Origin of the sequence: Micropruina glycogenica (assembly GCF_900289045.1) — a bacterium.
Taxonomy (GTDB): Bacteria; Actinomycetota; Actinomycetes; order Propionibacteriales; family Propionibacteriaceae; genus Micropruina; species Micropruina glycogenica.
Genome location: NZ_LT985188.1, coordinates 2342859 through 2356657, shown reverse-complemented (window position 1 = coordinate 2356657; position 13799 = coordinate 2342859). Strand labels below are relative to the sequence as shown.

Genomic DNA, 13799 nt, shown 5'->3' with positions numbered 1-13799 from the left:
CGAAACCGAAGGCGAGAGGTCTCGACAGGTTCGACCGGTCGGGTCGCGGCGGGTCCCGACACGCTCGACCGGTTCTCGGCTACAGAACGGCCCCGTCGCCGTCCACCGGTGGACGTTTGCGCAGCCGATGCAGCAGCAACGCCACGCCGACCACGAAGCCCAGGCCACCCAGCGTCGACACGAAGGCCGGCAGGCGCACTCCGGCGGCTGACAGCAGCACCAACAGCACCGGAACCACCACCAACACTGCGCCGCTGATGCCCTCCGCGGTCCACCGTCGCGACGGTGGCCGAGGTGGGGGAACGAAGGGCTCGTCGGGCTCATCGGGCGGCGCCCAGCTGCGAAACCCGTTGTCGGCGGGTACGTCATCGGCCTCGACGGGGGGCGGCGGGGCGTCCGGCTCGGCAGCCGGCTCGGCGGACGGCGGATCGGGCAACCGCCGCGAACGATCGGCAGGTATCAGCCCTTCTGGAAACTCGTGAGCCATCAACTCTTCGAAGCGGGCGTTGTCGGCGTCGCGAGAGTTCATGGTGCGCCGTGCCTGGCGATGAAGTCGAGGGTGCCGGTGATGATCGTCTCGGCGTCGTGATCGAGCGGCGCGACGTGCGCGCTGTCGCGGAGCACCACTTCGGTCACCTCGTCGGACGACACCTGCTTGATCACGATCTCGGCCGAGGCTCCCGGCACCACCCGGTCGGTCGCCGAACGGAACAGCAGTACCGGGCAGTACACCAGGTCGAGCCGCGCCCGCACCTCACCCCAGAGCCGCATCATGGCGTGCACCGCCCGCAACGGCGTGCGTGGGTAGGCGTGCTCGGTGACGTCGGGCTTGTTGATGCTGCTGCCGATGCTGTCGGTGGTGCGCACCAGGTGCTTCGCGAGCGGCACCAGGCTCAGCTTCGGGTTGCCCTGCAGCGCCGGGTTCACCAGAATCAGCCCGCGCACCTGGTCGGCGTGGTGCTCGGCCAACCGCAGCGCCAGGGCGCCGCCCATCGACACGCCCGCCACGAACACCGAGGAGCACAGGGCCCGCAGGTCGAGAAACGCGCGTTCGGCGGCCGCGTACCAGTCGCGTCCATCAGTGATCTCGAGCTCGCGCCAACTGGTGCCGTGCCCCGGCAGCCGCGGCGCCGACACCCGATAGCCGGCTGCGGCCGTACGCTCGGCCCACTCGTGCACCGTCCATGGTGTGGCCGTGAAGCCGTGCAGAAACAGCACCCCCACCTCGCCCGAGCCGGACGGCAGCATGGGCTCGGCGAACTCGTGCACCTGCATGCCGCCATCGTACGGGCCCGGGGTAGGGACGCCCGGTGGCCGGTCACCACGCGCACCCGCCCGCACCGCTAGGGTTTGTCGCGTCGGTGGCTCGAAGGAGGTGCGGTGCTCTACACGCTGTTCAAGAACCTGCTGTTTCGCCCGGTGATCAAGTTTCTCTACGGCGCCCGGGTCGAGAACGAAGCGAACATTCCGGCGACCGGCGGCGTGATTCTGGCCAGCAACCACCTGGACGCCGGCGACACCGTCGTGCTGCCGGCCATGGTGAAGCGCCCGGTGACCTTTCCGGCCAAGGCGGAACTGTTCGCCGGCAACCGCGGCCCCTTCTCGAAGCTGGTGGCCTGGTTCTTGAAGGCCGTCGGCCAGGTGCCGCTCGACCGGTCCGGCGGTCGCGCCAGTCTCGACGGGCTGGGGCCGGTGCTCGCGGTGCTGGCCGACGGCGGCTGTGTGGGCATCTACCCCGAGGGCACCCGATCGCCCGACGGCCGGCTGTACAAGGGCAAGACCGGCGTGGCCCGCATGGCGCTGGCGGCGCAGGTGCCCGTGGTGCCGGTCGCCATGAAGAACAGTCAGGTCACCCGCAAGGCCGGCCTGCCGTGGATCGACCACCCTGTGGTGGTGATCGGCAAGCCCCTCGATTTCAGCGAGTTTTATGGGCGAGGCGATGACCCCCGGGTGCTGCGCTGGGTCACCGATCAGGTGATGGCGGCCATTCACGATCTGTCGGGGCAGACCTACATCGAGGCGTACGGCACGTCGGTGAAGTCCGGCTCGCTGACCAGCACCGAGGCGGACGCGCGCATTCTGGAACGTCCGGGCATCAACACCCGGCCACCCGAGCCGCCGGCCACCTCTTAGGTCGAGCGCGGCGCGCTGGTCGAGCGTGTCGAGACCTGTCTGTTGCGGCTGAGCGGTGGCGATGCTCGCCGTCCACCCGCGCTTTGCGGTTCGAGGCCCCGGTGCCGACCGCGTATTGTGACCCGGGTGTCGACGCAGATTCCAACCCTTGAGCAACTGCATGCCCTCAACCCCGTGCAGCAGCCCACGTATGCCGACACCGATCTGCTGAATCGCGTCACCGCCGAGTTGCGCAAGCGCCCGCCGCTGGTGTTCGCGGGGGAGTGCGACGAGTTGCGGGGCAAGCTCGCCGATGTGGCGGCCGGGCGGGCGTTCATACTGCAGGGCGGCGACTGCGCCGAAACGTTCGACACCGGCACGGCCATCGACATTCGCGGCAAGTTGCGCGTGTTGCTGTCGATGGCGGTGGTGCTCACCTACGCCGCTCAGGTGCCCGTGGTGAAGCTCGGACGGCTCGCCGGTCAGTACGCGAAGCCGCGCAGCAACGACACCGAGACCCGCGGCGGCGTGGTGCTGCCCGCCTACCGCGGCGACGCCGTGAACGGGCTCGACTTCACCGAGCAGTCGCGCCGGCACGACCCCAACCGGCTGATGGAGGTGTACAACCACTCCGCGGCCACGCTCAACCTGATTCGGGCCTTCGTCACGGGCGGTTTCGCCGACCTGCGCGCCGTGCATTCGTGGAACCAGGACTTCGTGCGCAATTCGGGTGTCGAGGTGCGGTACGAGTCGATGGCCGACGAGATCGAGCGGGCGCTGGCGTTCATGGTGGCCTGTGGCGTCGACAAAGAGGCGTTTCGCACGGTCGACTTCTACTCGTCACACGAGGCGCTGGTGCTGCCGTACGAGCACGCCATGACCCGCATCGATTCGCGCACCGACACGCCGTACAACACCTCGGCGCACATGGTCTGGATCGGTGAACGCACCCGCCAGGTCGACGGTGCCCACGTGCAGTTCGCCCGGCACCTGCGCAATCCGATCGGCGTGAAGATCGGGCCGTCGATGACCGGCGACGAGGTGGTGGCGCTGGCCGACGCGCTCGACCCGCAGCACGAACCCGGACGGCTCACGCTGATTTCACGCATGGGTGCGGGCAAGGTGCGCACCGCGCTGCCGCCGCTGGTGCGTGCCGTCGAGGCGACCGGACGATCGGTGGCGTGGGTGTGCGATCCGATGCACGGCAACACCTTCGAGACGGCCAACGGCTACAAGACCCGCGCGTTCAGCCAGGTGGTCGACGAGATGAACGGCTTCTTCGACGTGCACGAAGAACTGGGCACCTGGCCCGGAGGCGTGCACATGGAGCTCACCGGCGACGACGTCACCGAGTGCGTCGGCGGGGTGGCGGACGCCCTGGCCGAGGCCGACCTGCCGAACCGCTACGAGACCGCCTGCGACCCGCGCCTGAACCGCAACCAGTCGCTCGAGCTCGCGTTCTTGATCGCCGAACGGTTGACCGACGGCCGCATCAAGCGCACGAACCCGGTGCAGGAATACCGCGTCGAAGACTTCTGAGCTGCGCAGACGTTCACTTCGGCGCAGTCGCGCTGGTCGGTGCAGTCGCGTCGACTCGGCTCGATCGCGATGCCGGCGAACGCCAGAAATCTCGCCCGCAGCACCCCCTCGATCGGACGGCCGCGACGCCGACTCACCATGCCCGAACGGTGCGTGTCGTGCCCGAAAACGTCACCGAGTGCGCACCCTGTTGGTCGGCGTTCGTTCATCGAGGGCTCGCACGGTGAGAACGTGCGACGCAACTGGTTGATTCTCGCGGCTGCGGCGGCCACCCTGCTGGTGCTCGCCTACCCGGTGAACAACAACATTCGCTACGAGGTCGGGGTGCACCGGGTGTCGGGCTACTCGATCGCCGAGACCTTTTCGCACCGACCGCTGACCTTTCGGTTCGTCAGCGCAGCGCAGTCGTGGCTGCCCACCCTGGCCAGCGAGTCGCTCGCCGCACCGGGGTCGCTGGCCAGGGCCTGGCTGTTCGAGGCGGGCTTTCGACTCGTCGCAGCACTGGTGGCGGCAGCGGCGGCGGTGCTGCTCACCGTCGGACTGCGACGTCGTCTGGGCTCGGCCGCCTGGGCCTACGGGCTGGCGGCGTACGCGGGCCTGTTCTTCACCGCCCCCGCCACGGGCGAACCGGACTGGTGGGCGGCGGTGGTGGCGGTGGCAGCCGTGGGCACCGCACTGCTCGCGCGCGAATCGACCGGCGGATCGATGGCCGGTGCACTGCTGGCTGTGGTCGCGTTGCTGAAGATCAGCTCGTTGCCGATCGCGTTGGCGGCCGTCATGCTGATCGCCGCCTTCGACCGGCGACGAGCCTTGTGGGCGCTGGCCTCGGCGTTCGTCGCAGGGTGCCTGGCCGTGGCGCTGATCTGGTGGCTGGCGCCGTACGAGATCGTGTGGCTGCTCGACATCCGAGCGATTCAGCCGGCCGTGTGGACAGCCGGCACCTCGGCCGAGTTGCGTGAATACCTGGCCAATCTCGCCGCCCGATGGCCGACGGTGGCGTTGCTGCCGGCCTTCTTCGTCGGAGGGTCCAGGCGTGAGGTCATCGCCGTCGGCGGCGCGACCGGGCTGGCCGTGCTGGGCTTCGTCGCGCAGGGTCAGTACTACGTGTACCACGCGGTGCCGTTGGTGGTGCTGAGCGCGGTGCTGGCCGTGCACACCGTGCGCCGGTCGGGGGCCGTTCTGCGCCGGCCGGTGCTGGTGGGCATCGTCGTCGTGGCGATGCTGCTGGTGAGCTCGCCGGACTGGCGGCTGGTGCACACGGACGGGCTGTTTACCGCAACCGGTGTCTGGGTGCTGGCCCTGATGCTGCTGCAGAGCCTCGCGGTCCGCGCGCCCGGCGCACTGCCGCGGGCCGCCGTCGATCGCTGGGCTGCTGGGCTGGTGGTGGCCGCCATGCTCGCGTCCCAGACCCCGTGGTCGGCCGAGTCGCTGACGCTGGGTACCCGCGACAAGACCGTGATGACCAACCTGGCCGGATTGTCCGCGGGCCTGGCGGGCGCCGAGCGCGTCCGTCAGGTGGTGGGCGAGGGCCCCGTGGTGTACCTGACGTTCGGTGCCACCACGTATGTGCTCGGCAACCCGACGCGTTGCCGCTACCCGTCGCCGCTGTTTCTGCAGCGACCCGAAGCCCCCGGACGGGCGTCCGCGGCCACCCGCGGCGAGAGCCTCGCCTGCCTGACCCAACCGGACGCCCGGTGGTTGGTCTGGGACCGCACCTGGCTGCATCGCAAGGGGGCGGCTCCCGATCTGATCGCCACCATCGACGGCACCTGGAACTGCGAGCGTGCGGTGCTGGTGGACGGCCTCACCCTGTGCCCGCGGCGCGAGCAGTGACCGTGCCCGAGACACGCCACTAGGGTGATCGCATGCAGATCACTCACCTGGGCCATGCCGCCGTTCTCGTCGAGGTCGCCGATCGGCGCATTCTGATCGATCCGGGCAACTTCAGCACCGAGTGGCACGACCTGCGCGACCTGGACGCCGTGCTGGTCACCCACCAGCACCCCGACCACATCGACCCCGAGCACATCGGCGAGCTGTTGGTGAACAATCCGCAGGCGGCGGTGTACGTCGAACCGCAAGTGCTGGGTGCGGTCGAGCTCGATCGCGCCGAACCGCTCGCCGCCGACGGCAGCATCGACCTGGGGGCGGTCACCGTCGACGCTGTCGGGGGGTTGCACGCAATCATTCACCGCGACATTCCGCAGATCGGCAACGTCGGCCTGGTGATCACCGCCGAGGGCGAACCGACGCTGTTCCACCCCGGCGACTCGCTCGCCACCGTGCCCAAGGGTGTCGACGTGCTGGCCGTTCCGGCGTACGGGCCGTGGGCCGCGATGAAAGAGACCATCGATTTCGCCCGGGCCGTCGACGCCACGCACGGTTTTCCGATTCACGACGGGCTGCTCGCCGAGCGGGGCGTGCAACTCATCTACGGCCGCCTCGGTGCCATGACGGGCACGACGATGCACGACCTGCGCGACCATCGACCCTGGACGCCGCAGGGCTAGAAGGACGGTTCTCCGACCGGCAGGGGACGGTTCTCCAACGGTTGGAGAACCGTCCCCTTGGTGGTTGGAGAACCGTCCCCTTGCTGGTTGGAGAACCGTCCCCTTGCTGGTTGGAGAACCGTCCCCGAACCCATCAGCCCAGCGCTTTGGCCTTCAGCGCGGCGAACTCGTCGGCGGTGAGGGCGCCCGAATCGAGCAGCGCCTTGGCCTGCGCGATCTGGTCGACCGGCGTCGGCGCATTGATGATCTGAGGGTCGCTCGGCTCGGGCACGGGCCCGCGTCCGCCGCGCTGGCGGGCCGCCATGCCCGACCCGTTGATGACCAGGTAGATGAGGGCGGTCAGCGCCGGCACCAGCAGCAGGGCCAGCACCCACACCGCCTTGCCCCAGCCCGACAGGTCGTCGTTACGGAACACGTCGATGACGACTTGAAAGAGCACGATCAGGTCGGCGACCAAGAAGAAGCTCCAGACCATCAGCCAGAAGAAGCCCCAGAAATCCGTGTCACAAGTCCTTTCGGGGAAGGAGGCACGCAGAGTTCGGGTGCCGCGGCAGGTGCGGCACAACGAGTGTGACAAGCGGCCCGGTGTGGACAGGGCAATTGAGCCCGATGTTGGACAGGGCAATTGATGCGACTGAGCACCGCCACCACCACAGCCGTTGACGTCGGTGCGGCGACACCTGGCCCTACCGAGAGCGTGGCACGCCTGCCGCGGCGGGCGACCGCACGGTCGGCACCAGTGCCAGGGGCAGGGGCAGGGCGTAGGGTGCGCAGGTGACTTCGGATTCGGGGGTGGGTGACCACTACGCGAGGCGACGGCAGCGCACCGAGGCGCGCATCGTGACCGCCGCCACCGAGTTGTTCACCAACCAGGGCTATGCGGCGACCAGCCTGCGCGAGGTGGCGCAGCGAGCCGGCGTCAGCGAGCGCAGCCTCTACCAACACTTCGCCACCAAGGTCGTGCTGTTTCAGCGGGTCGTTGAGGTGGGCATCGTCGGCGACGTCGGTGCCGAACCCATGACCGAGCGGCCGTGGAGCCGTGCCGCCGTGACGGCTCCCACGCTCGCCGACCGCGTCGAGGCGTTCGCTGACGGGGTCGCCGAAATGACTGGACGCCTGGAGCCGCTGATGGCGGTGAACGCCGAGGTCGAGAACAGCGAACCGGCGGTGCGCGAATCGGCCGGCCACTGGCGCAGAGCGACCCTCGACTACCTGTACGCGTTCTGGCACGGGGCGGCCCGCGATGGACTGCTGCCCCCCGACACCGACGTCGAATGGTTGGCGGCCACGACGGCTGTCTTGTCGGCCGCCGAGTCGCGGCTACTGATTAGCCGGACGTTCGGCTGGGACGCTGAGCGGTACCGGCAATGGCTGGTGCGCACCTGGCTGGAGTTGGCCGCCAGACCTTGACACCGATCACCTGACCGGTCACGCTGACCAGCAATATGCAGTAGAACTGCAAAATGCTAGCGGGAGTAGAAGGTCAGCCATGTCGGTCGTCCATGAGTTCGCCGTCCTGCCGCTGGTGCTGAACGGGCACCCCGCCCGTCCGCAGGCCGCCTTGGAGCAGATGTTCAGCCGCGACTCCACCCGGGCCGCGGCCGACCAGTGGACGGCTGCCGACTTCTGGCACCACACCACCGAAGGCGCGGTGCAGTTGCGGCCGCAATACCTGGCTCCGGTCTTTCTGGCGGGCGACGACGTCGACTGGGTCGCGGTCAACGCCGCCGTCAACGACGGTGCCGGTGCGCAGGCCGCATCGTTGGTGCGCCGCCTGGTCGCAGAATCGGTGATCAGGGCGGTGCCGACGATCGTGCTGCTGTCGCACGGCGGCCTCGCCGACACCGCCATCTGCTACCGCGTCGAACTGCAACTGCCGCTACCCAACGGGAAGTCCGAAACCCTCAGCCGCTCGGTGGTTCACCTCAGCACCGTCGACTCACAGAGCCTGATCTGCCACGAACTGGGGCATGCCCTCGGCTTCGACCACCCCTTGGGGGTCGTCAGCAACCAGGGCGGGCAAGACACCACCGAGTATGGCTCGCCCTACTGCGTGATGGGCACGGCGAGCCGCTGGGGCCAGGTCAGCGTGACACGCACGCCCTGGGCCGGCTCGCAGGTGCCGGCCGGCGACGGGTTCTGGACCAACGGAGGCCCTGGCCTGTCACGCGCGGCCCTGATCAACTGGGGCTGGGATCGTGAGGTCGACCTGACCTGGGCGCGCCAGGTGCCGTGGGCCGAGGCCACCTCGACCCAGGTGCTCGGCGATCGGGGTTCGGGCGCGAAGCGCGCCATCGTGTACGGGTCGTTCGACGACCAGTGCATCGTGGCCGAGTTGCGCCGTCCGCTGCCCACCCACCCGCCGGATTACGACGCAGCGCTGTCGTTTGACTTCGTGCGCGACAACGACCTGTACGACGGGCCCGGCGTGGTGGTGCACGAGATCCGCAACCTGTCGGGGGTGGGGCGGCGCTGCTTCTACCTGGGCACCATTCCGGTGCCCGAACAGGGCGTCGGCGACCTCGAGATTCTGGGGTCGGGTGGACGCCGGTTGCGGCTGGTGAGCGTCGACGGTGACCGGGTGCAGATCAGCATGAGCGCTGCCAGCCCGGTTACGGGCCCGGTCGTGGAGTTGACCGTGGCGCTCGAAGCGCGACGCCGCCCGCACACCGAAGTCGGCCGCCGTGTGCCCACGCTGCGAGCGCTGCCCTACCGGGTGGGGCTGACCGGGCCGGACTGCACGACGAACACCTTCTGGGGCAGCCGCGTCGACGAACAGGTCACCGTGCACGTGCTGGCCAGAGCTTTTGGCATCGATCTGGCGGGGTTGCACGACCGGCCCGAGTTCACCTGGCGAGTGGCCGGTGTCGGCCTGACCCCGGCCAGGCTGGACGGGTCGCCGGTGGGGGCCACGATTCTGACGACGGCCGAGGTGGACGTGCCTTCGGTCGGGGAGTTTCACGTGTGGCACCCCGAGCAGCGCACGGTCGAACTGCAGGCCAGGGCGAACTGGGCCTCTCTGGCCGTCGACTGCCCGCCCGGCGACGGCCGCTACGACGTGTCGATCGAGGTGACGGTGGGGCCGCAGCCGGGGGTCGCGGACGGCCGATTGCCGTCGGCGTCCGCCACGGTGAACGTGCCGGTCGAGACCCAACGCATCGCGTTCGGGGCGGGCCTGGCCGAGGCCACGGCGGCGTGCTCGCGATACATGGAAGAGTTGGTGAACGAGTTACCCGAAACCCGGGTCGGGGTGGTGTTGAAGAAGGTGCTCGCGGGCCCGCTGCCCGGCGTGAACCGACGAACCGGCGCACTCGTGCTCGACGAACTGGCCGCCAACGGCGACCTGTCGAAGCTTCGTCGCCGGCTACCCGACCTCGGTAAGCGCAACCGGCTCACCTGACCCGCGAGGGTTTCGGCGAGTCGCGTCAGAAGCCGTCCAGCTCGCGACTGATCGGCGGCTCTTTGAAGCCCAGGTCTTCCCACACGAAGTTGGGCACCCCGGCGAAGAACGCGACCAGAAACTCGGCAGTGCGGGCCATCACAGCGGGATCGTTGGCGCCCACCCCGATGTGTACCCGGCCCGAATCGATCGAGAACGGCAGCGGCTGCGCGCGCAGCATGAACTCCATCTGCCGCGGGTGAAACACGTCCGAGGCGAACTTCGGGTACTGGCAGCGCACCTTGAAGGCCCGGTCGAAGTCGCTCGACTCGAAACGCACCCGGTCGCCCCACCCGCTCCAGTTCACGCTCAGATCGCCGAAATGCCACGGCAGGTGAAACTCCAGCACGGGCTCGCTGTGGTTGTCGGTGACCGTGCGGGTCGTGGTGCGGCCGTCGGAATCGGTGGAGGTTTCGGTGCGGTCGGTCTTCCAGTTGTGGGTCAGGCCGATCATGCGCAGCCCGTGCACCTCGGCCAGCACCACGTCGTCGGCCTCGTGGCTGTACCCGCCGGTGTCGTGGGCCACCTGGCTCAAGAACCGGTCGTCCGAGGGCCGGTAGATCCAGCTGGGGTGGCTGTAGAGGCTCAGCTCGGCGGGCGGCTGCTCACCGGTGTAGCCCGACAGTGACGGCCCGGCAAGCTGCACAGCCACCGGCCCGAGCGCGTCCAGAAAGGCCCGCAGTTTCACCGCCTCGCGTGGCGCTCCCAGCCCGACCAGCCGGGTGCCGTCCACCGACACATCGACCGGCCACTGGGACGACAGCGCGCCCAGCGAGCCGCTGATCGCCCCCATGGCCGCCTCTGCCCACGCCGGGTCTTTGGCAGTCACCGTCCATGGCCCGAAGGGCTTCTGCAGCCCCTGCGCGCCCGGGCGAAGCTCGGACGCCACGTACAACTCAGGCAAGGGACGCGGTAGCGCCAGCGTGGCCACGTACCCCAGCCGTCCGTACTCGAACACCGCGAAGTCGACACCCTGTGCGGTGCGACCCGTGATCAGGTCGTCGATGTGCCGGCCATAGCCGAGCCCGAACGGGGGACAGTTCAGGCCGTACGTGGCGGCCAGGGTGGGTGAGTTGTCGAACGCCCAGCCCTGCTCGGTGAGCGAGCGTAGGTAGCGTTGCCGCCGCACCACGAAGAACAGGCCGACGCTGCCGCCGATGACGATCAGCAGCAGAAGCACCTGCACGAGCGAGTTCACAGCCGTCAGGGTAGCGAGCGGTCAGACCAGGTTGACGGTGATGGTCGAGCCCTCGGGGGCCTTCTTGCCTGCACCCGGGTTGGTGCTCTGCACCAGGTCGAAGCCGAAGTTGATCAGGCGGTTCACCTGCACCTTGAAGCCGGCCTTGGTGAGCACCTCGCGCGCCCGGTCGAGCGACAACCCGCGGGTGCGGGGGACGACCTTCATCACCGGGCCCTTGCTGACCACGAGGGTGACGGTGTCGCCGCGGTGCACCTCGCCGGCGGCGGGGGTCTGGCTGATCACGTCGCCCTTGGCTACGTCGGCGTCGTTCTGTTCGGTGGTCTTCACCACCAGACCCTGCTCTTTGAGCGCCTTGGTGGCGTCCTTGGCCGACTTCTTGGTCCAGTCGGCCAGGGTGACCGGTGCCGGCCCTTGGCTGAGCACCAGGTCGACCGCGGTGCCCGGCTTGAGCGGGGTGCCCTCGTCGACCGAACTGCTGACCACCTTGCCGGCCTCGATGTCGTCGTCGAAGGCCTGCGTGACGGTGCCCACCACCAGATGCAGCTTGGTCAGGTTCTCGGTGGCCGTGGGCAGGTCGAGGCCGCGCAGCGCCGGCACCGGGTAGCGCTCAGGGCCCTTGGACACGAACGCCGTGACCGTGCCGCCGTGCACGATGCGTTCGCCCGAGGCCGGGTCGGTGCGCACCACCAGCCCGCTCGGCACGTCTTCTGAGAACTCGCTGGCGAAGGCGATCTGCAGCCCGGCCGACGCGGCGGCCGCCTTGGCCTGGGCCTGGTTCAACTGACCCATCGCTGGGGTGGCCTGGTACTGGCCGGCGAACACCCACCACAACCCCGACCCCACCAGCAGCACGGCGATCAGGCCGGCGATCAGCCCCAGCCAGCGGCGCCGCGGACGCTTCGGTGCGCGGGGGGCTTCGACGGGGCCGTCGTAGTAGGGCATGCCGTCGGTGATCTCGGGCAGCCCCGGGCTGATCGGGGTCGACGGGGTGAACCGCAGCGTGGGCGTGCGATCGTCACCGTCGGTTTCGCGCAGGCTGGGCACCGGCTCGGTGATGTGATGCTCGGGGTCGAGGGTGGTGCGCCGCATGCGGCTGGTCAGCACGGGGTCGTCCATCACCCCCCGGTCGAGCGCCTCGCGGGCCTGGCGCAGGTGGTCGAGCAGCACCCGGGCGTCGGTCGGACGGTCCGCCGGCCGACGGGCGGCGGCGCTGGTGACGAGCGCGTCCAGGTAGGGCGGAATGCCGTTGCGCGACTCGCGCCACGACGTCTTGACCGCCGACGACGGCGCTGGAATGGCCTTGTGCACGTGCGCGTAGGCGACCTGAATCGGGTTGTCGCCGGTGTGCGGCTTGGTGCCGGTGAGCATCTCGTACAGCACCACGCCCAGCGCGTACACGTCGCAGCGCGGGTCGGCCTTGCCGTGGGTGACCAGTTCAGGGGCGATGTAGCTGACAGTGCCGATCAGCATGCCGGTGGCGGTGGCGGTCTGCGCGGTGATGGCGCGGGCCAGGCCGAAGTCGGCGACCTTGATCTGCCCGCGGTCGCTGATCAGCACGTTCTCGGGCTTGATGTCGCGGTGGATCAGCCCCGACTCGTGGGCGGCGGCGACCGCGCTGGTCACCGGAATCAGCAGTTCGAGCGCCCGCTCGGGGCTGAACGAGCCCTCGCGGGTGATCATGTGCCGCAGCGTGCAGCCCTCGACGTACTCCATCACGATGTACGGACGGCCGTGGTGCAGCCCCTGGTCGAATACCGACACCACGTTGGGGTGCGAAAGCCGGGCGGCGGCGCGGGCCTCGCGGTCGAACTTGCCAATGAAGTCCTGGTCGTCGCCGAGCCCCTCGTGCATCACCTTGATCGCGACGGTGCGGGTGAGCCGTTGGTCGTCGGCCAGGTACACCGTGGCCATGCCACCCCGGGCCAGCTTGCGCAGGATGGCGTATCGGCCGTCCAGAAGCTGCCCCACCAGGGGGTCGCTCGTGCTCACAGTCGTCACCATCGCTCCGGACAAGTCAAGGGGAAGTCAGGCCGTCCAGACCTGCGGCGAGTCTAGGTCTGCGATGCCGTCGGGCCGGTGGCGACCCGCCGGGCGTCGTCCGGATCGCCGTCGCGAGCGAAGTGGTGTGTGATCGGCGCGGCCCGGCGTTAGGCTGACCGGCGTGACCGCACTACGGGGGATCGACGTCAGATTGCGCCTGGCGCGGCTGTGCTGCGTCACCGACGGCCGGCGGGTCACCGGCGACCTGGGCGGGTTCGCGGCCGACGTGATGGGCGCCGGGGTCGACCTGGTGGAGTTGCGCGACGACCGGGCGTCCGACACCGAGAAGCTGTCGGCGCTCGACGTGCTGCGCACCGCGGCGCTGCGCAGCCAGGGCCTGGTGTCGGTGTACGCCGACCCCGAACTGGCCCGCGAGTTCGGCGCCGACGTGCTGCACCTGCCCAAGGGCCGTCCCGAGGCCGAGAAGGCGCGGCGCTACGTGCACCGGTGGGCCAAGCTGGGCCGCTCGTGCTACACCGTCAAAGACGTGGACGCCGCCGTGGCCGACGACCAGATCGACTTCTTCACCGTGGGGCCGAGCTTCGGCGGGTTGGCGCTGTTCGGACGGCCGCCGGGCCTCGACCTGGTGCGGCACGCCGCCGCTGTGGCGCCCCCGCAGGCCAAGGGCGCCAAGCCCTGGTTCGCGATCGGCGGCATCACTTTGACCAACCTCGACCAGGTGCTCGCCGCCGGTGCGCGCCGGGTGGCGGTGGGCCGGGCGATCTGCGACGCGGACGATCCGGGGGCCGCAGCCGGCAGCTTCGGCGACCGGCTGCGCGCGGCCTGGGGCGACGAGATGGACGCCTTCACGATCGACGCGGTGGGCAAAGAGGGTCGGTTCCGCACCCTCGGGGTCACCCGTGACGACGCGGACTCGCCTGGGACGACACCGGTCGACACGGACCCGGAGATCTGATCCGCCGCTGGTCGAGCTTGTCGAGACCTCTGCCGTTGGTCG

Annotated in this window: 12 protein-coding genes and 1 pseudogene; 7 read left to right on the top strand and 6 right to left on the bottom strand. The window is 69.5% G+C overall.

Annotation, left to right across the window (positions count from 1 at the left end):
• Positions 1–79 precede the first annotated feature (79 nt).
• Together MPLG2_RS11140 and MPLG2_RS11135 are read right to left on the bottom strand one after the other, a co-directional pair.
• Entirely contained in the window at positions 80–529 is a 450-nt protein-coding gene (locus MPLG2_RS11140; RefSeq protein ID WP_105186183.1) for a hypothetical protein, read from the bottom strand.
• Positions 526–1275, bottom strand: a complete 750-nt coding sequence (locus MPLG2_RS11135; RefSeq protein WP_105186182.1) for an alpha/beta hydrolase — start codon at positions 1273–1275, stop codon at positions 526–528. The genes MPLG2_RS11140 and MPLG2_RS11135 overlap by 4 nt, the downstream gene beginning before the upstream one ends.
• A 105-nt stretch (positions 1276–1380) precedes the next feature.
• On the opposite strand from MPLG2_RS11135, the gene MPLG2_RS11130 reads away from it, so the two are divergent.
• The 4 genes from MPLG2_RS11130 (at position 1381) to MPLG2_RS11115 (ending at position 6161) form a co-directional block, all read left to right on the top strand.
• Positions 1381–2133 carry a lysophospholipid acyltransferase family protein gene (locus MPLG2_RS11130; protein ID WP_105186181.1) on the top strand — a complete coding sequence of 251 codons (753 nt, stop codon included), beginning with the start codon at positions 1381–1383 and terminating at the stop codon, positions 2131–2133.
• A 126-nt stretch (positions 2134–2259) separates the two neighbouring features.
• Positions 2260–3651 (top strand): class II 3-deoxy-7-phosphoheptulonate synthase, encoded by a 1392-nt coding sequence (locus MPLG2_RS11125; protein ID WP_105187626.1) that lies wholly within the window; start codon positions 2260–2262, stop codon positions 3649–3651.
• A 231-nt stretch (positions 3652–3882) separates the two neighbouring features.
• A complete protein-coding gene (locus tag MPLG2_RS11120) occupies positions 3883–5484 on the top strand; it encodes a hypothetical protein (protein ID WP_158681084.1) in 1602 nt (533 codons plus the stop codon).
• A 32-nt stretch (positions 5485–5516) separates the two neighbouring features.
• Positions 5517–6161 carry an MBL fold metallo-hydrolase gene (locus MPLG2_RS11115; protein WP_105186179.1) on the top strand — a complete coding sequence of 215 codons (645 nt, stop codon included), beginning with the start codon at positions 5517–5519 and terminating at the stop codon, positions 6159–6161.
• Between the two features lie 133 nt (positions 6162–6294).
• Here MPLG2_RS11115 and MPLG2_RS11110 read toward each other — a convergent pair whose 3' ends face one another.
• The gene (locus MPLG2_RS11110) at positions 6295–6636 is read right to left on the bottom strand and encodes an SHOCT domain-containing protein (RefSeq protein WP_105186178.1); all 342 of its coding nucleotides are present in this window, start codon (positions 6634–6636) and stop codon (positions 6295–6297) included.
• Positions 6637–6935: 299 nt separating this feature from the next.
• On the opposite strand from MPLG2_RS11110, the gene MPLG2_RS11105 reads away from it, so the two are divergent.
• On the top strand, positions 6936–7571 hold the full coding sequence (locus MPLG2_RS11105) for a TetR/AcrR family transcriptional regulator (protein WP_105186177.1): 636 nt from the start codon (positions 6936–6938) through the stop codon (positions 7569–7571).
• A gap of 79 nt (positions 7572–7650) precedes the next feature.
• Positions 7651–9561 carry a hypothetical protein gene (locus tag MPLG2_RS11100; protein ID WP_105186176.1) on the top strand — a complete coding sequence of 637 codons (1911 nt, stop codon included), beginning with the start codon at positions 7651–7653 and terminating at the stop codon, positions 9559–9561.
• A gap of 25 nt (positions 9562–9586) precedes the next feature.
• On the opposite strand, the gene MPLG2_RS11095 is transcribed toward MPLG2_RS11100, so the two are convergent.
• The 3 genes and pseudogenes from MPLG2_RS11095 to pknB form a co-directional block, all read right to left on the bottom strand.
• Positions 9587–10798: a hypothetical protein gene (locus tag MPLG2_RS11095; RefSeq protein WP_105186175.1), complete on the bottom strand. Its 1212-nt coding sequence runs from the start codon at positions 10796–10798 to the stop codon at positions 9587–9589.
• Positions 10799–10819: 21 nt separating this feature from the next.
• Positions 10820–11005, bottom strand: coding sequence for a PASTA domain-containing protein (locus MPLG2_RS19855; RefSeq protein WP_408632064.1), 186 nt, complete (start codon positions 11003–11005; stop codon positions 10820–10822).
• Positions 11006–11026: 21 nt separating this feature from the next.
• Positions 11027–12802, bottom strand: a pseudogene (pknB, locus tag MPLG2_RS11090) (Stk1 family PASTA domain-containing Ser/Thr kinase); the annotation flags it as partial.
• Between the two features lie 160 nt (positions 12803–12962).
• Here pknB and MPLG2_RS11085 point away from each other — a divergent pair.
• Positions 12963–13757, top strand: coding sequence for a thiamine phosphate synthase (locus tag MPLG2_RS11085; protein WP_158681082.1), 795 nt, complete (start codon positions 12963–12965; stop codon positions 13755–13757).
• Positions 13758–13799: the final 42 nt, after the last annotated feature.